Origin of the sequence: Gramella sp. MT6 (assembly GCF_019357415.1) — a bacterium.
Taxonomy (GTDB): domain Bacteria; phylum Bacteroidota; class Bacteroidia; order Flavobacteriales; family Flavobacteriaceae; genus Christiangramia.
The window spans coordinates 2,209,482-2,230,272 of the sequence record NZ_CP048410.1; the positions used below are offsets into that span (position 1 = coordinate 2,209,482).

Annotated in this window: 21 protein-coding genes; 17 read left to right on the forward strand and 4 right to left on the reverse strand. The window is 38.7% G+C overall.

What is annotated here, in order from left to right:
• The first annotated feature begins 23 nt into the window (after nucleotides 1–23).
• Complete coding sequence (locus G3I01_RS09970) at nucleotides 24–1,649, forward strand: ATP-binding cassette domain-containing protein (RefSeq protein ID WP_219547432.1); 1,626 nt, start codon at nucleotides 24–26, stop codon at nucleotides 1,647–1,649.
• A gap of 72 nt (nucleotides 1,650–1,721) precedes the next feature.
• Here the strand turns inward: G3I01_RS09970 and G3I01_RS09975 are convergent, their stop codons facing one another.
• Entirely contained in the window at nucleotides 1,722–4,082 is a 2,361-nt protein-coding gene (locus G3I01_RS09975; protein ID WP_219547434.1) for an outer membrane beta-barrel protein, read from the reverse strand.
• A 295-nt stretch (nucleotides 4,083–4,377) separates the two neighbouring features.
• Here G3I01_RS09975 and G3I01_RS09980 point away from each other — a divergent pair, with 295 nt between their 5' ends.
• Nucleotides 4,378–4,740, forward strand: coding sequence for a CoA-binding protein (locus G3I01_RS09980; protein WP_219547436.1), 363 nt, complete (start codon nucleotides 4,378–4,380; stop codon nucleotides 4,738–4,740).
• Here G3I01_RS09980 and G3I01_RS09985 read toward each other — a convergent pair.
• Entirely contained in the window at nucleotides 4,711–6,156 is a 1,446-nt protein-coding gene (locus G3I01_RS09985) for a sodium:solute symporter (RefSeq protein WP_219547438.1), read from the reverse strand. The two genes, G3I01_RS09980 and G3I01_RS09985, sit on opposite strands and share 30 nt — an antisense overlap.
• 77 nt (nucleotides 6,157–6,233) lie before the next feature.
• Here G3I01_RS09985 and recR point away from each other — a divergent pair, with 77 nt between their 5' ends.
• The 14 genes from recR to G3I01_RS10055 all read left to right on the forward strand — a co-directional run bounded on the left by recR (nucleotide 6,234) and on the right by G3I01_RS10055 (nucleotide 17,372).
• On the forward strand, nucleotides 6,234–6,851 hold the full coding sequence (gene recR / locus G3I01_RS09990) for a recombination mediator RecR (RefSeq protein WP_219547439.1): 618 nt from the start codon (nucleotides 6,234–6,236) through the stop codon (nucleotides 6,849–6,851).
• 217 nt (nucleotides 6,852–7,068) lie between these two features.
• Nucleotides 7,069–8,394: a dihydrolipoamide acetyltransferase family protein gene (locus tag G3I01_RS09995; protein ID WP_219547440.1), complete on the forward strand. Its 1,326-nt coding sequence runs from the start codon at nucleotides 7,069–7,071 to the stop codon at nucleotides 8,392–8,394.
• Between the two features lie 139 nt (nucleotides 8,395–8,533).
• Nucleotides 8,534–9,310: a 3'-5' exonuclease gene (locus tag G3I01_RS10000; RefSeq protein ID WP_219547441.1), complete on the forward strand. Its 777-nt coding sequence runs from the start codon at nucleotides 8,534–8,536 to the stop codon at nucleotides 9,308–9,310.
• 69 nt (nucleotides 9,311–9,379) lie between these two features.
• Nucleotides 9,380–10,249 (forward strand): carboxypeptidase-like regulatory domain-containing protein, encoded by an 870-nt coding sequence (locus G3I01_RS10005; protein ID WP_219547442.1) that lies wholly within the window; start codon nucleotides 9,380–9,382, stop codon nucleotides 10,247–10,249.
• Nucleotides 10,250–10,390: 141 nt separating this feature from the next.
• A complete protein-coding gene (locus tag G3I01_RS10010; RefSeq protein ID WP_219547444.1) occupies nucleotides 10,391–11,005 on the forward strand; it encodes a fumarylacetoacetate hydrolase family protein in 615 nt (204 codons plus the stop codon).
• Nucleotides 11,006–11,013: 8 nt separating this feature from the next.
• Nucleotides 11,014–11,355: an Hpt domain-containing protein gene (locus G3I01_RS10015; RefSeq protein WP_219547446.1), complete on the forward strand. Its 342-nt coding sequence runs from the start codon at nucleotides 11,014–11,016 to the stop codon at nucleotides 11,353–11,355.
• Nucleotides 11,352–12,611 carry a competence/damage-inducible protein A gene (locus G3I01_RS10020; RefSeq protein ID WP_219547448.1) on the forward strand — a complete coding sequence of 420 codons (1,260 nt, stop codon included), beginning with the start codon at nucleotides 11,352–11,354 and terminating at the stop codon, nucleotides 12,609–12,611. Before G3I01_RS10015 ends, G3I01_RS10020 begins: the two co-directional genes overlap by 4 nt.
• 228 nt (nucleotides 12,612–12,839) lie before the next feature.
• Nucleotides 12,840–13,079 (forward strand): 50S ribosomal protein L28, encoded by a 240-nt coding sequence (gene rpmB / locus G3I01_RS10025; RefSeq protein ID WP_108172696.1) that lies wholly within the window; start codon nucleotides 12,840–12,842, stop codon nucleotides 13,077–13,079.
• Nucleotides 13,080–13,108: 29 nt separating this feature from the next.
• A complete protein-coding gene (gene rpmG, locus G3I01_RS10030) occupies nucleotides 13,109–13,291 on the forward strand; it encodes a 50S ribosomal protein L33 (RefSeq protein WP_057480125.1) in 183 nt (60 codons plus the stop codon).
• A 7-nt stretch (nucleotides 13,292–13,298) separates the two neighbouring features.
• Nucleotides 13,299–13,448, forward strand: a complete 150-nt coding sequence (locus G3I01_RS10035; RefSeq protein ID WP_084509775.1) for a DUF4295 domain-containing protein — start codon at nucleotides 13,299–13,301, stop codon at nucleotides 13,446–13,448.
• A 140-nt stretch (nucleotides 13,449–13,588) separates the two neighbouring features.
• Complete coding sequence (gene ftsY / locus G3I01_RS10040) at nucleotides 13,589–14,542, forward strand: signal recognition particle-docking protein FtsY (RefSeq protein ID WP_219547450.1); 954 nt, start codon at nucleotides 13,589–13,591, stop codon at nucleotides 14,540–14,542.
• Nucleotides 14,543–14,581: 39 nt separating this feature from the next.
• Complete coding sequence (locus tag G3I01_RS10045) at nucleotides 14,582–16,219, forward strand: amidase family protein (protein WP_219547452.1); 1,638 nt, start codon at nucleotides 14,582–14,584, stop codon at nucleotides 16,217–16,219.
• The gene (locus G3I01_RS10050; RefSeq protein WP_219547454.1) at nucleotides 16,212–16,496 is read left to right on the forward strand and encodes a hypothetical protein; all 285 of its coding nucleotides are present in this window, start codon (nucleotides 16,212–16,214) and stop codon (nucleotides 16,494–16,496) included. The genes G3I01_RS10045 and G3I01_RS10050 overlap by 8 nt, the downstream gene beginning before the upstream one ends.
• The gene (locus G3I01_RS10055) at nucleotides 16,497–17,372 is read left to right on the forward strand and encodes an aminotransferase class IV (RefSeq protein ID WP_219547456.1); all 876 of its coding nucleotides are present in this window, start codon (nucleotides 16,497–16,499) and stop codon (nucleotides 17,370–17,372) included. It abuts the gene before it with no gap.
• Between the two features lie 7 nt (nucleotides 17,373–17,379).
• On the opposite strand, the gene G3I01_RS10060 is transcribed toward G3I01_RS10055, so the two are convergent.
• On the reverse strand, nucleotides 17,380–18,510 hold the full coding sequence (locus tag G3I01_RS10060) for a P1 family peptidase (protein ID WP_219547458.1): 1,131 nt from the start codon (nucleotides 18,508–18,510) through the stop codon (nucleotides 17,380–17,382).
• A 168-nt stretch (nucleotides 18,511–18,678) separates the two neighbouring features.
• Between G3I01_RS10060 and rimO the strand changes: the two genes are divergently transcribed.
• Nucleotides 18,679–20,031 (forward strand): 30S ribosomal protein S12 methylthiotransferase RimO, encoded by a 1,353-nt coding sequence (gene rimO / locus G3I01_RS10065; protein ID WP_219547460.1) that lies wholly within the window; start codon nucleotides 18,679–18,681, stop codon nucleotides 20,029–20,031.
• A 35-nt stretch (nucleotides 20,032–20,066) separates the two neighbouring features.
• Here the strand turns inward: rimO and G3I01_RS10070 are convergent, their stop codons facing one another.
• Nucleotides 20,067–20,729, reverse strand: a complete 663-nt coding sequence (locus tag G3I01_RS10070; RefSeq protein ID WP_219547462.1) for a TIGR02117 family protein — start codon at nucleotides 20,727–20,729, stop codon at nucleotides 20,067–20,069.
• Between the last annotated feature and the right edge of the window lie 62 nt (nucleotides 20,730–20,791).

The window sequence follows — 20,791 nt, forward strand, 5'->3', positions numbered from 1 at the left end:
CAAAAAATTAATTTTATCTGTTTATGCTTTCAGTATCAAACCTTTCTGTACAGTTTGGAAAACGTGTTCTATTTGATGAGGTGAATACCACCTTTACTCAAGGAAACTGTTATGGAATTATCGGTGCCAACGGTGCCGGGAAATCTACCTTTTTAAAGATCCTTTCCGGGAAATCTGAACCTACTTCTGGTCATGTTCACCTGGAGCCTGGTAAGCGTATGTCTGTTCTGGAGCAGGATCACAACCTGTATGATGATTACCCAGTGCTGGAAACGGTAATGAGAGGGAACAAACCATTGTTCAAGGTTAAGACTGAAATGGATGCACTGTATGCTGATTATTCAGATGAGAATGCAGACAGGATTGGTGAATTACAGGTCGCTTTTGAAGAAATGGATGGCTGGAATGCAGAAAGCAATGCCGCCTCTATGCTTTCAAATCTTGGGATAAAGACTGAATTGCATTATTCCCAGATGAAAGATCTTGATGGTCAGCAAAAAGTACGTGTACTTTTGGCCCAGGCTTTATTTGGTAATCCTGATGTTTTGATCATGGATGAGCCAACCAACGATCTTGATTATGAGACTATTACCTGGTTGGAGAATTTCCTGGCCAATTATGATAACACAGTAATTGTTGTATCTCACGACCGTCACTTCCTTGATGCTGTTTGTACACATATTTCTGATATAGACTTCGGGAAGATCAATCACTTTAGTGGTAACTATACTTTCTGGTACGAATCGTCTCAATTAGCGGCAAGACAAAGAGCGCAGCAGAATAAGAAGGCAGAAGAAAAGAAGAAAGAACTTCAGGAATTCATTCAGCGATTTAGCGCGAACGTGGCCAAAAGTAAACAGGCTACTTCCAGAAAGAAAATGATAGACAAGCTGAATATCAACGAAATTAAGCCTTCCAGCAGAAGATATCCCGCGATCATATTCGAAAGAGAACGCGAAGCCGGAGACCAGATCCTTAATGTTGAAAAACTTGAGGCAAGTATAGAGGGTGAAACACTTTTTAAGAATGTAGATATCAATCTTGCTAAAGGTGATAAAGTAGTTGTTTTTTCAAAAGATTCCAGAGCAACCACTGCTTTTTACGAAATCATCAATGGTAAGCATGAGCCGGTTAATGGTAAATACCAGTGGGGTGTAACTACTTCACAATCTTATTTGCCTGCAGATAATTCAGATTTCTTTGATAACGACCTTACTTTGGTAGACTGGTTACGCCAGTGGGCAACGACTGAAGAGGAAAGAGAAGAGGTTTATATTCGCGGATTCCTGGGAAAAATGCTATTCAGTGGAGAAGAGGCATTAAAGACCTGTAGGGTTCTATCCGGAGGAGAGAAAGTTCGTTGTATGTTGAGCAGAATGATGATGATCAGAGCGAATGTTTTGATGCTGGATGAACCTACGAACCACCTGGATCTTGAGTCAATTACGGCTTTCAATAATTCATTGAAAAACTTTAAGGGTACTGTGCTTTTTACCACACATGACCACGAATTTGCACAAACTGTTGCAAACCGTGTCATCGAACTTACTCCTGGTGGGGTAATTGACCGTTACCTAAGCTTTGATGAGTATATGAGCGATAAAAGTATTCGAGAACAAAGAGAGAAAATGTATGCTGTAGAAGCATAATTCTTAAATTATATAGAATAAAAAAGCCCCTGCAATCTGCTGGGGCTTTTTTTTGGCTAAAATAAATTATAACTAGAATACTCCACCGCCTCCGTCATCATCGTTATCACGACTTTTACGCTTAAGTGCTTTGTTCTTTCCGCCACCAAACCTGTAGGAGAATCCAAGATAAACTGTTTGTGTTTCTCCTTTAAATCTTCCTGTTTGTTCGATTGGTCGCCCATCTGTAACTCTAAATTCCTGGGTGTCGAAGACATCGTTGAAGTTGAGACTAAGAGTGGCTTTATCGTCTTCCAGGAATGAATATCTCGCTCCAAGATTCATGAAATACATTGGCTTAACATCCAATTGAAGGTCCTGACTTTTACTTCTGTAAAATCCGAATAAGGAGAAAGTAAAGGACTCAGTCGCCTCGAAGTTGTGATTTGTCCTAAAGGTGAAAGCCTTATTGTCTATTTCAATAAATTCAGTACCCGCAACTCCTTTGAGTGTCTGTCCGTATAATTCAAGTCCGGTATTAGTACTCCACCAATCGGTGAACTTATAGTTTGCAGAGAATTCAGCTCCATAAGAATCGTTGGAATCAAAATTTGCAAAAGTTAGAAACAATGAGCCCGGCTCATCTTCCATGGTGTCAAACACCTGATTGATCTCGTCTATGGTTCTTCTGTAGAAAACTCCACTAGTGATACTTCCTTTCTTACCTAGTTTACGAGTGTAATTAAATTCAATTGAATTAGTGAATTGTGGCTTCAATTCAGGATTCCCCGCTACCGTCAACCTTGGAGATGCGACTTCTCGTATTGGGTTTACCTGTCCAAATCCGGGTCTATCAACTCTTCGGCTGAAACTTAACTGGTAAGAATTCTTTTCACCAGGGGTGTAACTTAAAAATCCAGAAGGATATACCGTAAAGTAATCATCTTCAAAAACCAGTTCTCCATTGTAGGTTGCATCTACATTAAAGTTTTCAAGGCGTGCTCCTAACTGGTAAGACCATTTTTCAAAATTCTGCCCGAAAGTCGTGTAAAAGCTATAAATGTCTCTTTTATACTGGTAATCGCTGTTAGTAAAATCTGGATTGGTGGTCTGGTAATCGTTATCTGTATCCAGTAACCTAACTTCAGCACCCATTTCCAATTTTGAAACATCATTAAGCGGATTCACATAATCGATATTTCCTGTGAAATTTTCCCTGCTTTGTTGTACGAAATCTGTATAAGGAACCAGGTCTAAACCTGATTCAGCGAAATCTATTTCTGTATTTTCTTCTTCTTCAAAATCGTTATAATCCAATTCAAATTGAATATCATGACCATCTTTTCCAAAATCATGATCAAATAGAAAGTTGTATGCCGAGTTTCTATTATCCATATTCATATTTAGAAGCTGGGTGATATTCATCGAAGGATCACTAAGATCTCTTACGGCGATATATCCATCTGGTCCACCATCATATAGATTTTGATTGGTATAGAAAGACAGGGTATTCTTGTCATTTAAATAATAATCCACACCAACTTTATATAAATAAGATTCTCTTTCGTTATCCACTTTAAAGGTCTGTTCAATATTTTGTTCAGGCAGAAAGATCGTTCCGCCATTTTCTCTCGGACCAAAATTAGTTCCCAGGTTTGTGTAAAAATTGAACTTTCCCGTTCTGTAATTCATATCTACGGTTCCGTTGAACCTGGTGTTCTCGCCCACGGTAAGCCCGGTGGAAAGGTTACCGTTAAATCCCTGGTTTGCATTTTTATGAAGTACAATATTGATGATTCCACTCATGCCTTCGGGATTATATTTTGCTGAAGGATTCGTGATCAATTCTATACTCTTTATGGAAGTTGAAGGAATTTGTTTTAGAAGTTGAGCCGGATCCATGTTGGTAGGTTTTCCGTCTACCAGGATTCGAACATTCGAATTTCCTCTTAAAGCAATATTCCCATCCTGGTCAATATTTACTGAAGGGATATTCACCATGATCTCTGAAGCGCTGGCTCCGGTCGTCATTAGATCTTTTCCAACGTTTATGACCTTTCTGTCCACACGTTGCTCTATGGTCGTTCTTTCTGCGATCACGACCGTTTCGTCAAGCATGGCGATATCTGGCTCCAGCTTAATGGTTCCAATTTCGATTTTAGTATTATTTCTGTCTATATGTATTTCCTTTTGGTAGGTCTTGTAGCCCACGAACTGAACTTTGAAAACATAATCTCCAGTTTTGATATTATCTATCTGGAAAGTTCCGTCGTCACTGGAAGTGATACCAGTAACGAGATTACCTTCCATATCATTTATAATAATAGTGGCGTAGGGGATGGGTTCATTTAATTCTTCATCGATTACAGATCCTGAAATTTTTCCCGTTGGGTCTGTAAAAGCCATGGTTAGGGCTGAGGTAAATAATAAAAAGCTAAAAAATAACTGTCTCATTTTTTGATTGATTTTGATGATTTATGTTTAACAAGTTACTTGGTATTGCATAATAGATGATCACAATACCTCGCATTTTGATGACCTTGTACTATTAAGACGACTTAAAAAATGGTTTGTTACAAGTTTTTTAAAAAGAACCTGCATCTCTATAAAGAAATGCAGGTTTTGGCAAGATCATCTTTCTTAACACTAACCATCAAAATTAATTGGATGATCTCGCAAGGCCCGGACCTCATTCTAAAGACTATTCCAGATAATGTTTGTTACACCAATTTTTGATTAACTTTGAAATATGAAGAAAAAAACCCTTGTTTTAGGAGCTTCTCTAAATCCTGCCCGCTATTCTAATCTGGCGATTAACAGATTGGTGAAACACGATCAACCAACGGTTGCTGTTGGTTTGCGTGAAGGTAATGTTGAAGGTGTAGAGATAAAGACAGAGAAATACCCATTTGAAGCTATAGATACGGTTACCTTATATCTAAATGCAAAGCGCCAAAAAGAATATTACGATTACATTATTTCCTTGCAGCCAGAGAGAGTGATATTTAATCCCGGGACCGAGAATCCAGAATTATATGATCTGCTTCATAAGAACGGGATAGATTATGAGAATGCCTGTACTTTAGTGATGCTTTCTTCTCACCAATATTAATCCAAGAAAAGTCAGGAGGCCGTTTAGAATAAGAATAAAAAATCCGAATTCAAATCCAAACCACACCAGGCTGTTTATACTTATTATATAAGACAGGATGGGTGCCGCAATGGCGATCACTGGTACAAGTTTATCTTTTACTTTCCATTTTGTAAATAATCCAAATGCATACAGTCCTAAAAGGGGACCATAAGTATAGCCTGCAAACTGAAACAATTTATTGATGACGCTTTTATCTGCAATCGCGTATTTAAAGGCCAGCATGACCAGGACCAATAATACTGAAATGGCCACGTGAATTTGTTTTCTAATTCTAACCTGTTTCTTTTCATCATAGCGTTTTTCTATATCCAGAATATCTATGCTGAAGGAAGTGGTTAAAGAAGTAAGCGCGCTGTCTGCGCTGGAATAAGCAGCAGCAATTAATCCCAGGATAAAGAAAATGGCCACACCCAGTCCCAGGTCACCACTGGTAGCTATAGCTGGAAAGAGGTCATCTCTAACCTCGGTAATTCCATTTATTTCTGCGTAATCTGTAAGTAAAACTCCGAGGGCAAGGAATAGGAAATTTACAAATACGAGCACAATGGTAAACCAGAACATGTTCTTCTGGGCATCCTTCAAAGTACGGCAGGTGAGGTTCTTCTGCATCATATCCTGATCAAGCCCCGTCATAACGATCGCGATAAATGCACCTGACAGGAATTGTTTTACAAAGTGGTCCTTGCTTTTCCAATCGTCAAAAAAGAACATTTTAGAATGTTCGCTTTCGGCTAAATAACCCATTAGATTGTTTAAAGAAAAACCAAGGTCTTCAGAAATAAAATAAATGGTGATCCCCAAAGCCAGAAGCATGAAAAATGTCTGTAATGTATCTGTCCAGATAATGGTTTTGATCCCGCTTTTAAAAGTATATAGCCAGATGAGTAAAATTGTGATGGAAACCGTTACATAATATGGCACCCCCATGGCATCGAAAACAATAAGCTGCAGCACATTCGCTACTAAAAATAACCTGAAACTTGCGCCTACTACTCTTGATAACAGGAAAAAAGAAGCGCCTGTTTTATAAGAAGCATTTCCGAACCTGTTTTCAAGATAAGTATAAATAGATGTAAGGTTCATCTTATAATATAGGGGGAGGAGGACCTGGGCAATTACTGCGTAGCCCACTGTATACCCAAGTACCACCTGGAAATAACTAAAAGAATCTGATTCTACTGTTCCCGGAATCGAGATAAAAGTAATACCACTAAGCGAAGCACCTATCATTCCAAAGGCAACCAGGTACCAGGGGGCCTGTTTATTAGCTTTGAAAAATTCGGCGTTGCTGCCACCGCGGCCTGTGAAATAAGATATAAGAATAAGAACTGCAAAATAAGCAGCGACTAGAATGAGGACCTGATATGGTTGCATAAGTAGTAATTCTGCGGAGCAATTTACAAATTAAGGTTTAAGTAATTTCATCCATCAAAAAAATCATAAATTCGCATATGGATTTTTCTTCAAAATTACTGGAGCAGGCAGTAGATGAAATGTCGCAATTGCCGGGAATAGGAAAGCGAACCGCCCTTAGGCTCGTTTTACATCTATTGAAACAGCCAGAAGAACAAACTGAACAATTGGCGAAAGCCCTTCAGAATCTTCGACAGAATATAAAACTTTGCAAGAATTGCTTTAATATAAGCGATACCGAGCTTTGCGAGATCTGCGCAAACCCGTCCCGGGTTTCAGAGATCGTTTGTGTAGTTGAAGATATCAGGGATGTGATGGCTATAGAAAATACGGGTCAGTACCGGGGGCATTATCATGTTCTTGGAGGCAAGATAAGCCCGATGGATGGAATTGGTCCTTCTCAACTAACTATTAAACCTCTCATCGAAAAGGTGACCTCAGGAAAGATCGAAGAGATCATATTTGCCTTGAGCAGTACTCTGGAAGGAGATACTACTAATTTCTATATTTTTAAGCAGCTAGAGGGAACCGGAGTGAAGACTTCAACCATCGCCCGCGGAATTTCGGTTGGTGATGAACTGGAGTATGCAGATGAGGTGACTTTAGGTAGGAGTATCACCAATAGAATTCCGTTTGAAAATTCCATGAAAGGTTGATCTGAATGAAGGTATTCAACAGGATTAATTTTTTAAAAACTCCCGAAACTTTTTCAATTCCGTAGCTGAAATCGTAATTTTAGCAGGAATTTTTAGGCTTAATACGACTAGAAGAAATTCAGTAAAAACTAATTTTATTGATTTTTTAATATTTAATAAGTGGTATTTTGATTAAATTCGCAACTCGAACAACTAAAATCGCATCTGATTTAACGATATGGCAAAATTTGAATTAAAGTTACCCAAAATGGGTGAAAGTGTTGCTGAAGCAACGATAACTAGCTGGCTTAAAGAGGTTGGAGATACCATAGAAATGGATGAGCCTGTACTGGAGATTGCTACAGATAAGGTTGATAGTGAAGTTCCAAGTGAGGTGGATGGTAAGCTGGTTGAGAAACTTTTCGAAGCCGATGATGTGGTAAAAGTAGGACAGACCATCGCAATTATTGAAACCGATGGTGAAGTAGAAGATTCTGGTGTAGACGAAGATGATGAAGATGAGCCGGAAGAAGCTGCAGAGGTAACCGAAACAGTAGAGGCTGCAAAAACAACCGCTACAGGAGGGTCAACTGAAGATTATTCAGACTCATCGAGATTCTATTCTCCATTAGTAAGAAATATCGCAAAAGAAGAAGGCATCTCCTTAGAGGAGCTGGATAAGATAAAGGGAACTGGTAAAGAAGGTCGTGTAACCAAGAATGATATTCTAGGCTATGTAGAGAACCGCGGGAAGCAACCAAAAGAGGCTTCAGCTTCTGCATCTAAATCTATAGATACTAAAGGTATGGATGCTGGTGTTTCTAAACAGCCGGAACCTGTGGTAAGTGGTGAAGATGAGATCGTAGAAATGACCCGAATGGGTAAAATGATCGCTCATCATATGGTAGAGAGTGTTCAGAAATCTGCTCATGTACAATCTTTTATAGAAGTAGATGTTACCAATATCTGGAACTGGAGAAATAAGCATAAAGCAGAATTTCAGAAGAAGGAAGGAGAAAAGTTAACATTTACTCCAATCTTTATGGAGGCTGTAGCAAAGGCCATACGTGATTTTCCAATGATCAATATATCTGTGAATGAGGATGCCACGAAAGTGATCAAAAAGAAAAATATCAACCTGGGAATGGCTGCGGCTTTACCGGATGGTAACCTGATTGTTCCAGTAATTAAAAATGCAGATAGATTAAATCTTGTAGGAATGGCCAAGGCTGTAAATGATCTGGCCAACCGTGCAAGGCAAAATAAACTTAAACCAGATGACATCCAGGGAGGTACCTATACTGTGACTAACGTGGGGACTTTTGGAAGTATCATGGGAACTCCAATCATTAATCAACCGCAAGTAGGTATTCTAGCACTAGGTGCAATTAGAAAAATGCCAGCGGTTATTGAAACTCCAGATGGAGATTTTATTGGAATTCGTTATAAAATGATACTTTCTCACAGTTATGATCATCGTGTAGTGAATGGTGCACTTGGAGGACAATTTGTTCAGAGAGTGGCCCAGTATCTTGAAGGATTCGATAAGGATAGGGAAATATAATTTCACTTAAATAATTTCATGAAAAGCCACGTAATTCGTGGCTTTTTTTATTTTTAGAAAATTTTTGAATTAAATTATTTCTAGATCTAATTTTTAAGCCAACCATCAATTTATGCTAACTTTACCCAAATTTTAAAATATGGACCTCAAGCTTACCAAACCTATTTGCTTTTTTGACCTTGAAACAACCGGCACAAACATCTCTAAAGATAGAATCGTAGAGATAGCCATTTTAAAAGTTTTTCCAAACGGAAATAAAGAGAGTCATACATGGCTGGTAAATCCTGAAAGAGATATTCCTGCAGAGGTAGTAGCAATTCACGGTATTTCGAATGAGAAGGTTGAGAACGAACCAACATTTAAAGAACTGGCCACGAAGATCCATGATCTTATCAAAGGCTGTGACCTGGGCGGTTATAATTCCAATCGTTTTGATATTCCTTTATTGGTGGAAGAATTGTTAAGAGCGGGAATAGACTTTGAGATGAAGAATGTGGTTGCTGTAGACGTCCAGACAATTTTCCATAAAAAAGAGCAGCGTACTTTATCTGCCGCATATCAGTTCTATTGCGGTAAGGAACTTGAAGGTGCTCATGGAGCCGAGGCAGATACTGAAGCTACTTATGAGGTTTTAAAGTCCCAGTTGGATAAATATGAGGATCTGGAAAATGATATGAAGTGGCTGGCAGATTTTAGTTCACGTAAGAAATTCGCAGATTTTGCTGGTTTTATCAGTTATGATAAAAAAGGAAAAGAGGTATTTGCTTTTGGTAAGTATAAAGGTAAACACGTAGAGCAGGTCCTGGAAGATGAACCGGGATATTTTGGTTGGATTCAAAATGCCGATTTTCCATTGTACACTAAGAAGGTGCTTACGGCTATAAAATTGCGCAAACTCAATAATAAGCTTTCTTAATTGAGGTTTTCACTAAAGCTAATTATATTATTCTTTTGTTTCAACCATTCTCTGGCTCAAAAAACCAAAGTGCAGGGAAGGGTTGTAGATGAGAATTCCATGCCATTGCCATATGCGCATTTATTATTTCAGAATTTTGCTATGGGAACTACCTCTAATGAAGAAGGGTATTTCGCCTTTAGTATTCCCGATAGCCTGCGTAAGGAAAAGATAAGAGTTAGCTATGTGGGCTTTAATTCAAAGATCGTAAGTATAGAAAATATCGTTGGGAGGGATATTAAGCTTATCCCTAAAAACGAAGGATTGGATGAGGTTGTGCTTAAACAAATTCTGGAAAATAAAAGTTTTACTTATCGTCCCGAATGGAGAAATGGTTCTGTAGGCTTTGGGAATTTAAATGCCGGCCTTTACCCATCGCAGATCGCTGTTTACTATCCAAAGCCTGATAAATTTGATGAGTCCTGTTATTTGGAGGAGATCAGTATTTATTTTTTTAAAACTTCAGAACAGTGGAACCGTTCTTCAAAATTCAGATTACATATCTATAATGTTGATAAGAACGGAAAGCCCGGAGAGGACCTTTTAAAGAACTTAATAGTTGAAAGAGGTTCCAGGGAGTCCCGTGTAGATGTGAACCTACTCCAGGAAAAGATCAGTATACCTGAAGATGGATTTTTTATAGGGGTGGAGCATTTGTTCATAAAGGAAAATCAATTTCGCGAGGCGAGGAATTATTATATCAATGATAGCCTGGTTGCTCAGGATTTTGAAATCACTAAATATGCACCGGTTTTTAAGGGGGTTTTAATGGATGAAGCTGAAGATGCCTGGTTTTATGGTCCTTTAGGTTGGGAAAAGATCTCGGAACTTGAATTAACCCACGAGGCATTTAATTCTAAAATTCCGCTACCGGCTTTTCAAGTTAAGATTACAGATTAGAGAAATTCTTTAAGGCATTAAAAAAAATAGTCTTTTTCAGCTTATTTTCCTGGGTTATTAAATCCTCGAAATTTTTATATTTGGTTCCCGACGGAACCAGGTTCCCTAAATTCAATTTTCAATTCTATATTCCAGTTTCAGATGAAGATCATTTGTGTAGGCCGAAATTATACAGACCATATTGCAGAGTTAGAAAATGAGAAACCCGAAGATCCTGTGCTTTTTCAAAAGCCCGATACTTCTATCCTTCTAAAGAAACAACCTTTCTTTATTCCAGATTTTTCTAATGACGTGCATTATGAGGTGGAAGTGTTGGTTAAGATCAAAAAGATCGGGAAGCATATCCAGGAGAAATTTGCTCATAAGTATTATGATGAAATAGGCCTGGGGATAGATTTTACAGCAAGAGACCTGCAACAAAAATTAAAGGAAAAAGGATTGCCCTGGGAAAAAGCAAAAGCTTTTGACGGAGCCGCGGTAGTAAGTAATAAGTGGTTGGATAAGAAAGACTTGAATGATGTAAACGATCTTAAGTTCAGCCTTCAAAAAAATGATGAGGTGGTGCAGGAAGCCAGTACCTCACTTATGCTGTGGAAAATTGATGAATTAATTGCTTATATTTCGACGTATTTCACCTTGAAAATAGGCGATATCATATTTACAGGAACTCCTTCTGGAGTAGGAAAAGTGTCTCCTGAAGATCGTTTAACTGGTTTTCTGGAAGGCAATAAAATGTTTTCAATCAGAGTAAAATAATTAACTGAATGAGTAGCTATAATCTAGACGAAGTTAAAGAGATGGCCGGCGGGGATGAAGATTTCATGTTGGTAGTGGTGCAAACCTTTCTTGAAGAAATTCCGCCAGATGTGGCTGCAATGAATGAGGCAATTAGCAATGATAATCCTTCCCTGGCTTATCAATATGCCCATAAGATGAAACCAAATCTGCAACTTTTTGGCCTGAATCTAATGGACCAGATCCTAACGATAGAGGCCTGGTCTAAAAAAGGCCAGAAAAAGGATGAGGTACCTCAGGCAGCTGAAACAATTACCCGAAAGGTTGATGTTGCGGCAATAGCCTTGAAGCGAGATTTTGACCTGGAATGAAAGCCGAGATAATCACAATTGGGGATGAGATACTCATCGGTCAGATTATCGATACAAATTCGGCATATATCTCCAAAGAACTAAATAAGATAGGCGTAAGTGTTCATCAGATCACTTCTATCCAGGATGAGCGTGAACATATTCTGCAAAGCTTAAAGGAGGCTGCAGAAAGAGTGGATATTGTAATCATAACCGGTGGGCTAGGGCCTACTAAAGACGATATCACTAAAAAATGCCTTTGCGAATTCTTCAATGATAAATTAGAACGAAACCAAAAAGTTCTAAAGCATATCGAAGATCTTTTTGATAAGTATATAGATACACCCATTTCAGATCTTAACCGGGATCAGGCTCTATTACCCTCAAAAGCGACTGCGCTGCACAATGAGTACGGTACTGCTCCGGGAATGTGGTTTGAAGAAAATAATAAGGTTTTTGTTTCCATGCCCGGTGTGCCTTATGAAATGCGCGGACTAATGGAGCGCGAGATCATTCCCAGATTAATAAGGAACTATTCCAGACCGGTCATCCTGCATAAAACCGTAATTACTTATGGTTTGGGTGAAAGTGCGATCGCAGAGAAGATCGAATCGTGGGAGGATAATCTACCTAAGAATATCAGACTGGCATATTTACCTAATCTGGGTAGGGTTAGACTTAGGTTAACAGCCAGGGGAGATAATGAGGAGCAACTGATAGATGCAGTGGATAAGGAAATTATGAAGCTGCACCAGATCATTGGAGATATTATCTATGGATATGAAGGGGATGATCCTGTTGAGCTGGTTATAAGTAAATTGCTGGTAGAAAAGAACTGGACACTTTCCACTGCTGAAAGTTGTACCGGTGGAAGGCTGGCCTCAAAATTCACGAAAGCACCAGGTTCTTCAGCTTCATTTAAGGGAAGCGTGGTTTGTTATTCTTCTGAATCCAAAACTGAACTGCTTGGCGTTCCAAAAGAATTGATAGAAAAGTATTCTGTAGTAAGCGCAGAAGTGGCTAAGGCTATGGCTCTAGGTGCTAAAGAAAAATTCCATACAGATTTTTCGATTTCTACAACGGGTAATGCCGGTCCTACCAAAGGAGATAGCGATGCCGAGCTAGGGACCGTATTCATTGGAATAGCCACTCCAGACGGCGTAAATACACATCAGTTCAATTTTGGCAATCATCGGGAAAAAGTGGTAGGTAAATCTGTGAATAAAGCTCTGGAATTGCTCCAGGAGAGTGTCATAAAACTTAGAGATGATAATTGATCTTCAGCTCCTTGCTGAAAATAACTGAAATATTCGCTGTCCATTCCCTTGATTTGTATGTATTAAAAATATTATTTTTGCACCCGGAACGGCGCGAAGGCAAGAGCTTAACGTTTATTCAATAGAATTATTTTCAGCGTAAAATATTTTTTTTGAATTAGTTGCCTGTTAGGTAAAAAAATCGTTAATTTGCAGCCTGTTTTGAAATAACGAGAAAAGTATAGAGCAATGTCAAGAGTTTGTGAACTTACCGGGAAAAGAGCTATGGTTGGGAATAATGTTTCTCACGCCATGAATAAGACTAAACGTAAATTTAACGCCAACCTAGTTAAAAAACGTTTCTTTATTCCTGAAGAAGATAGATGGGTAACACTTAAAGTGTGTACATCTGCATTAAAAGATATCAATAAAAAAGGCATTTCTGCCGTAATTAAGGAAGCTAAAGCAAAAGGATTTCTTCAGAAATAATCCTAAGCAGCACCTAAAAATATTTCACAATGGCAAAGAAAGGTAACAGAGTTCAGGTAATTCTAGAATGTACAGAGCATAAAGCAACTGGACAACCAGGTACTTCGAGATATATTACTACAAAAAATAAGAAGAATACACCGGATAGAATGGAGTTGAAAAAATTCAACCCTATTCTTAAGAAAATGACGGTTCATAAAGAAATAAAATAATTGAGTCATGGCAAAGAAATCAGTAGCATCTATTCAAACAGGATCTAAAAGATTAACCAAAGCGATAAAAATGGTTAAATCTGAGAAAACCGGTGCCTACACATTTGTAGAACAAATCATGGCTCCGGAAGACGTAAACGACTTTTTGAAAAAGTAAGGATCGTTCACAAACGATTTTAAATAATCTTTAAAAGCCGTCCTGGATTTAATCTGGACGGCTTTTTCTTTTTATGTATATTTATTGCCGCAATAACAGAGGGTTTTAACCTTCTTTTGTTTTAAACCTGCCAGAAAAAAATGAGTTTATTTAAAAAGATATTTTCTAAAGAGAAAAAGGAAAACCTCGATAAAGGACTGGAGAAGTCTAAAGCCAGTTTTTTTGATAAAATGAGTAAGGCTGTCGCCGGTAAGAATAAGGTAGACGATGAGGTACTGGATGACCTGGAAGACGTGCTTGTAAGTAGTGATGTAGGTGTGGCTACCACCATCAAGATCATTAACAGGATAGAGGAAAGAGTTGCCCGTGATAAATACCTCGGGACAGATGAATTAAATAAGATACTTCGCGAAGAGATCGCGGCCTTGCTTTCTGAAACCAATGTAGGTGAAGGCTCTGATATTCAGATCCCGGAAGATAAAAAACCATATGTGATCATGGTAGTTGGTGTGAATGGAGTAGGAAAGACGACTACCATTGGTAAACTGGCACATCAATTTAAAAGTAAAGGTAAAAAAGTGGTTCTTGGAGCTGCAGATACTTTTAGAGCTGCTGCAATAGATCAGCTTCAGATCTGGGCAGACAGGACAGATGTACCGATCATAAAACAAAAAATGGGTAGTGATCCTGCTTCTGTGGCTTTCGATACTGTACAAAGCGCGGTTAAAATGAATGCAGATGTGGTTCTTATAGATACCGCAGGAAGACTTCATAATAAGGTAAACCTGATGAAGGAGCTTACTAAAGTGAAGAGGGTAATGCAGAAAACCATTCCAGACGCCCCACACGAGGTTCTGCTGGTTTTGGATGGTTCTACCGGCCAGAATGCTTTTGAGCAGGCTAAGCAGTTCACTGCAGCTACTGAAGTTACATCCCTTGCCGTTACCAAACTAGATGGTACCGCCAAAGGTGGAGTTGTGATTGGGATTAGTGATCAATTCCAAATCCCTGTAAAATATATTGGCGTTGGTGAAGGCATTGAAGATCTTCAGGTATTCAATAAATATGAATTTGTAGACTCTTTCTTTAAATAAAAGTTAGCCTGAGACCTTTTTGAACTAAATTTTTCCTGAATGAAAAAACTATTATTTCTTCTTAGTGCGGTTGTTATTGTTAGTTGCAAAAATGATAAGGACGAGAACCTTTCTGAAGCCGAACAAGTACAGTCAGATTCTACAACCAACGTAGAAGAGATAGAGTTCAAACAGGTGGACTCAAAGATGATCAACAACGATAGTCTCTGGAAACCATTTGAAGCAGATCTCTCAGAATTTTCTACTGAGGTTTATGAAGAAGTAAAAGCCCTGGTTTTTGAAAAATCGATTCCGGAAATTCAGGAGGTCATAGCCAGTGATAAACTAACTTACGAGGAATTAGCTCTTTTCTATCTTACCAGGATAAAGGAATACGACAGGGAAAATGAACTATCGTTAAATTCTGTAATTTCATTAAATCCTGACCTTATTAAAGAAGCTCGTGAAAAAGATGAGCAAAAAGGAAAAACTGAAAATCAACATCCTATTTTCGGAATTCCGGTACTATTAAAGGATAATATAAATACCTCTGGAGTGCCTACAACAGCAGGTTCTGTAGCGCTAAAAGATAATGAGACCCAAGATGCTTTTATTGTTGAGCGATTAAAAGAGAACGGTGCTCTTATCCTGGGAAAAGCGAACCTTAGCGAGTGGGCTAATTTCTTTTGTGAGGGATGTCCTAATGGTTTTTCAACCATGGGAGGGCAGACTTTAAATCCTTACGGAAGAAAAATTCATGATACCGGTGGGTCCAGCTCTGGAAGTGGGGTAGCGGTTGCCGCAAATCTTGCACCTGTAGCTGTTGGGTCTGAAACTTCAGGCTCTATACTTTCTCCTTCAAGTTCAAATTCTGTCGTAGGTTTAAAACCAACTATCGGAGTTCTAAGCAGGGGTGGGATTGTACCAATCTCAAGTACTTTAGATACTCCGGGTCCCATTACAAAATCTGTTATTGACAATGCTATCCTGCTGGATGCGATGGCAGGAGTAGATAAGGCAGATCCCGCTTCTACGAATTCAGGAGAGCAAAAGACTGTTTATTACGCCAATCTTGAAAAGGGAACTTTAAAAGGAAAACGCTTTGGTGCAATAAAGTCTTTGATGGAGGATACTCTTTATGTTAGAGCAATCAATGACCTTAAAAATTCCGGAGCCGAAATTATTGAATTCGAGGCTGAAGAAATAGATCTTCCAAACTTTCTTAGATTGCTAAACCTGGATATGAAAAAAGATCTCCCGGCTTATTTAAAGAATTATGGGGGAGATGTTGCTTATAAGAATGTTCAGGACGTTATAGCTTATAATGAAAAGGATTCCGTGAATCGCGCTCCTTACGGGCAGGCACTTTTCTTAGGGATAGTAAAGGATTCAGCTACTGAAAAGGATTTTACAGCTATCAAGGATACTTTGAAAACCAACGGAACCAGGTTCTTTGAAAAACCTATGACAGAATATAAGCTTGATGCGGTTCTATCTATCAATAATTACCATGCTGGTTATGCGGCGGTAGCTAAATACCCTGCTATTACTGTACCAATGGGATATACTTCAGAAAATCAGCCAAAAGGATTAACATTTATTGGAAAACCTTTTTCTGAAGAAAAATTGCTGCAAACCGCTTATATTTTCGAAAAGACAACCAAAAGAAGAAAAACACCAGAAGATTATAATGAGTAGTAATTCCCAAAGATACCTCGTTCTAATTTCAAAGATCATTTTCTTTTATAGTATCTTCTACGTGATCATGAAGATACTGGCAATGTTCCAGGGAGCCTGGGTGATGCCAAATCTTATACTATCTCTTCCGTATCTCGTTTTCGCTGTGGTTGGTGGATTTATGGTAAAAAGGAATTCTTACCATTGGGCTTACGTAATTGCAGGTGCTATACTGATTAGTATCGTAAGATATTACGAACAGGAATGGATGCTTCAATTACATAATTACTTTCAATAAATGTTACCTCAGCTAAATGGGAAATCCTATCCAAAGGAAGTTTGTCTGAACGGAATCTGGCAAAAGCCTGAGGAAGCTAAAATTTCGGTTTTCGATCGTGGATTTATGCTGGGGGATTCTCTCTATGAAGTCATACCGTTTTACGACGGTAAAGTCTTTGCCCTTAAAGAGCATCTTTCCCGCCTGAAATATTGCCTCCAAGAGATTTCCCTGGATTTCGATGTTGAAATGCTCATTCCTTATATCGAGGATTCGGTTAGAAGAAGTGATAACGCGGGGAAGGATGCAGCAGTTTATTTACAGGTGAGCAGGGGAGCAGCGCCAAGAAGTCATTTCTTTCCTGAAAGATCTGAACCCATCTTTCTTTTATACTCGTTTCCGGTTAACCTAAGCGGATTTGAAAATAAGCATTGGAAACTCCTGATATCTGAGGATATCCGGTGGCATCGCTGCGATATAAAAACTACTTCTTATCTGGCCAATACCATGTTGAATGATAAATCTTATAAATTAGGATTGAATGAAACACTCCTGGTTAAGGAAGGAATGATTACCGAAGGTTCGCATTCAACTGCTTTTTTTGTTAAGGATAAAATCATTTTTACGCACCCGGAAGGTCACCAAATATTATCTGGCATTACCCGTAAGATAGTTCTGGACTTATGTCAGAATTTGGGATTGGAAATAAGAGAAGAAGCATTTCCTTTTTCCGAGATCGAAAATGCAGATGAAGTTTTTCTAACCGGAACAACTACCCAGATAATGGCAATAAGTGAGATCCAATTCCAGGATAATATTCTTTTTCAGGCCGTTGAATCTGGCCCGATAACTCGAAAATTACAGGAGGCATTCATTCAGAAAACAAGGAATCCCTAAGGTTAGGTTATTTATTTATCACTCCATATTTCTTTAAAATCGGCAAAACCTGATTTTGCGGCAAAGCTTTTATTTTCCTGCCTTTATATCCAGTCATGGTTTCGGCCATGAAGAGAGAGTTTAGGATCGCCTCTTCGGTTGCCTCGATAGCTCCCATAAAAAGAGGAGACATCAGGTCGTTCGGAACAACTTCCATTTGCAAAAGATTGGATTCAATTTTATAGGGAATTCTGTTCGATTCAGCAGTAGAAAATGCGATCACATAGTCTCCGCTGCCATTCGAGGCTATTCCACCGGTTTTTCCCAGCCCTAACATGGCCCTTTTAGCCAGTCTCTTTAGATTTCTGCTGTCCAGTGGCGCATCTGTCGCTACCACGATCATACAGGATCCGTCTGCGCTATCCAGTATCCTATCCCTGAAACTGAACTGCTGTAATTCTTCTCCAACAGGAGCTCCATCAATTTGCAAGTTTCCGCCAAAATTAGTCTGTACAAGAACACCTATAGTATAACCTCCGAGACTTTCAGGAAGTTTTCTTGAGGCTGTGCCTATACCTCCCTTAAAGCCGAAACAAATGGTTCCGGTTCCAGCGCCTACATTGCCTTCCTTTACTTCAGAAGCGGCATTTTCTATAGCTGAAATCACATCTTCTACTCTAACAAACTGACTTCGAATATCGTTTAGATAACCATCATTGGTTTCACCCACCACAGCATTCACTGATCTCACATCATTATTCCCCTCTAGATTCAGCGTATATTTAATGACTGCGTTTATTCCTGTTGCGACATTCAAAGTATTTGTAAGGATTATTGGCGTTTCAATATTCCCGAGTTCTTCAATTTGAGTACTTCCGGCAAGTTTTCCGAAACCATTACCAACAAAAACCGCCGCAGGTACTTTTTGCTGAAAAATATTACCAGTATGTGGTAATATCGCAGTGACGCCTGTTCTAACTGAATCTCCTTTTATAAGAGTGGTATGACCTACTTTTACTCCTGCAACATCTGTGATCGAGTTTTTAGCTCCTGCCGGTAGAACGCCTGTTTTAATACCAAGGTTCCTTGCGCGCTCCTGGGAAAATGCATTAAAATTAATAAGAATGCAGCAGAATAAGAGTAGTGGAATATGTTTCATACCGGTAGATTATTAAGATTTGAAGATACAAAACCAGATCTTAGTTTTCTGAAGTCTTTAAGACTTACGGCTTAAGCTCCTTGAAATCTAATTTTAGATTGTATCTTTGCACCCGCTTAGAATTACTTCAACAAGTAATTCGAGGTTCAAATATAGAGCAGTAAGTTTATGAGAACGAAGTCACTAAAGAAGAACAGGATCAATGTGGTAACCCTTGGTTGTAGCAAGAATGTTTACGACTCAGAGGTTTTGATGGGGCAGCTGAAGGCGAACGATAAGGATGTTGTACATGAAGAAGAGGGGAATATAGTAGTGATAAATACCTGCGGGTTTATTGATAATGCTAAGGAGCAATCGGTAAACACCATTCTTGAATTTGTTGAAAAAAAACAACATGGAGAAGTAGATAAGGTTTTTGTTACCGGATGTTTGAGTGAAAGGTACAAACCGGACCTGCAGAAAGAAATTCCTGATGTAGACCAGTATTTTGGAACTACAGAACTTCCAGGACTTCTTAGCGCTTTGGAAGCTGACTATAAACACGAACTTATTGGAGAGCGAATTACTACGACTCCTAAGAACTACGCTTATCTAAAGATCGCTGAGGGCTGTGATCGTCCTTGCTCGTTCTGCGCGATACCTTTAATGCGTGGAGGTCATAAATCTACTCCAATTGAGAATCTGGTAACGGAAGCTGAAAAGCTTGCTGCCAATGGAGTGAAAGAACTTATTTTGATCGCTCAGGACCTTACTTATTACGGTCTTGATCTTTATGAAAAACGTAACCTGGCAGAATTACTTGAGAATCTTGTGAAGGTTGAAGGTATAGAATGGATCAGGTTGCATTATGCTTTTCCTACCGGTTTCCCAATGGATGTGTTAGACGTGATGAAACGTGAGCCTAAGGTTTGTAATTATCTTGATATTCCACTTCAGCATATTTCAGATGATCTTCTTAAATCAATGCGACGTGGTACCACTCATGAGAAGACTACCAAACTTCTGAAAGAATTCAGAAAAACGGTTCCGGAAATGGTAATCAGAACAACTCTTATTGTTGGGTATCCTGGTGAAACTGAAGAGCATTTTCAGGAATTAAAAGAATGGGTGAAAGAGATGCGTTTTGAGCGTCTTGGTTGTTTTACCTATTCTCATGAAGAGAATACCCACGCCTATAATCTTGTGGACGATGTACCACAGGAAGTAAAGCAGGAAAGAGCTAATGAAATTATGGAAATTCAGTCTCAGATCTCCTGGGAGCTGAATCAGCAGAAAATAGGGGAGACCTTTAAAGTAGTTATTGATAGAAAAGAAGGTAATTACTTTGTTGGACGTACTGAATTTGATTCTCCAGATGTGGATAATGAGGTCTTGATCGATGCTACTTCAGTATATCTAAAGACCGGTGATTACTACGAGGTAAAGATCACCGATGCTGCCGATTTCGATCTGTATGGCGAACCTTTAAATGTTACTACTGAAAAGCCTAAGCGGAAAGAACTAAAAATTAAGTCTGTTTAATTAGCTGGATCTATTCGTTTAATTATCAGAAAGAATTACGAAAATTGCCATAATAAGGGTTCTGCAAAAGGAGTCCATAAGCAGGCTCTTATTCCAGAAACTTTAAGTGCGCTGTTTGCCCAGGTATTGCAGGTCCTGAAGGCATGAAATAAAGATTCAGAGTTGTAAAAAACATCGTTTTCAGAATATCTGAACTCCAGCGGGTTCAATGATCCTTCCGAAAATCTAAGATGTTTTAGAAAATATCCAGATAGCTTTTTATATTGCTCATTAGTGACCTTCAAAGGAATCACTTTTTCAGATTCTATATCCTGAAGCCTGTAAATATGCATTGCCGAAGGCGTATTCAGAAAGAGCGCTTTCACTGCGATCTTAAAACGAAGATCTTTCCAATAAGGCGTGGTTCTATAGAATTCCCGATCTCCCCAACCGAATGAATAATATTTAAAGTCTTTAGAACTCTGTGGAAAATGAGCTGGTTTAATATAATTTTCCCAGTGAATGATATGGTTGGAAATTGGCACCACAATATCTGTATGAGCACCATTCTTTACGAGATAAATTTGTATTGAAGGATTTTCAGGAGCATTTGTGTTCACTGGAATTAAAGCGCCAATAATTACAAATATCAAATAAATAGCAGCTGGCAATAAAACAATAATGGCCAGGTTTCGAAGATATTTTAGTATCGTATTCATCCTTATAGATAAATTTAATCTAAATACTCCGAAGCGGCTTTAAAACTGAAATTACCGTTTTT

Bases quoted from the DNA above. Each gene is read 5' to 3' on its own strand.
- G3I01_RS10050 (WP_219547454.1), top strand. From the start codon at position 16,212: ATGAGTAGTAATTCCCAAAGATACCTCGTTCTAATTTCAAAGATCATT.
- G3I01_RS09985 (WP_219547438.1), bottom strand. From the start codon at position 6,156: ATGCAACCATATCAGGTCCTCATTCTAGTCGCTGCTTATTTTGCAGTT.
- G3I01_RS09970 (WP_219547432.1), top strand. From the start codon at position 24: ATGCTTTCAGTATCAAACCTTTCTGTACAGTTTGGAAAACGTGTTCTA.
- rpmG (WP_057480125.1), top strand. From the start codon at position 13,109: ATGGCAAAGAAAGGTAACAGAGTTCAGGTAATTCTAGAATGTACAGAG.
- G3I01_RS10035 (WP_084509775.1), top strand. From the start codon at position 13,299: ATGGCAAAGAAATCAGTAGCATCTATTCAAACAGGATCTAAAAGATTA.
- G3I01_RS09995 (WP_219547440.1), top strand. From the start codon at position 7,069: ATGGCAAAATTTGAATTAAAGTTACCCAAAATGGGTGAAAGTGTTGCT.
- G3I01_RS10060 (WP_219547458.1), bottom strand. From the start codon at position 18,510: ATGAAACATATTCCACTACTCTTATTCTGCTGCATTCTTATTAATTTT.
- G3I01_RS09975 (WP_219547434.1), bottom strand. From the start codon at position 4,082: ATGAGACAGTTATTTTTTAGCTTTTTATTATTTACCTCAGCCCTAACC.
- G3I01_RS10070 (WP_219547462.1), bottom strand. From the start codon at position 20,729: ATGAATACGATACTAAAATATCTTCGAAACCTGGCCATTATTGTTTTA.
- rimO (WP_219547460.1), top strand. From the start codon at position 18,679: ATGAGAACGAAGTCACTAAAGAAGAACAGGATCAATGTGGTAACCCTT.
- G3I01_RS09980 (WP_219547436.1), top strand. From the start codon at position 4,378: ATGAAGAAAAAAACCCTTGTTTTAGGAGCTTCTCTAAATCCTGCCCGC.
- G3I01_RS10000 (WP_219547441.1), top strand. From the start codon at position 8,534: ATGGACCTCAAGCTTACCAAACCTATTTGCTTTTTTGACCTTGAAACA.
- G3I01_RS10045 (WP_219547452.1), top strand. From the start codon at position 14,582: ATGAAAAAACTATTATTTCTTCTTAGTGCGGTTGTTATTGTTAGTTGC.
- recR (WP_219547439.1), top strand. From the start codon at position 6,234: ATGGATTTTTCTTCAAAATTACTGGAGCAGGCAGTAGATGAAATGTCG.
- G3I01_RS10020 (WP_219547448.1), top strand. From the start codon at position 11,352: ATGAAAGCCGAGATAATCACAATTGGGGATGAGATACTCATCGGTCAG.
- G3I01_RS10010 (WP_219547444.1), top strand. From the start codon at position 10,391: ATGAAGATCATTTGTGTAGGCCGAAATTATACAGACCATATTGCAGAG.
- G3I01_RS10055 (WP_219547456.1), top strand. From the start codon at position 16,497: ATGTTACCTCAGCTAAATGGGAAATCCTATCCAAAGGAAGTTTGTCTG.
- ftsY (WP_219547450.1), top strand. From the start codon at position 13,589: ATGAGTTTATTTAAAAAGATATTTTCTAAAGAGAAAAAGGAAAACCTC.
- G3I01_RS10015 (WP_219547446.1), top strand. From the start codon at position 11,014: ATGAGTAGCTATAATCTAGACGAAGTTAAAGAGATGGCCGGCGGGGAT.
- rpmB (WP_108172696.1), top strand. From the start codon at position 12,840: ATGTCAAGAGTTTGTGAACTTACCGGGAAAAGAGCTATGGTTGGGAAT.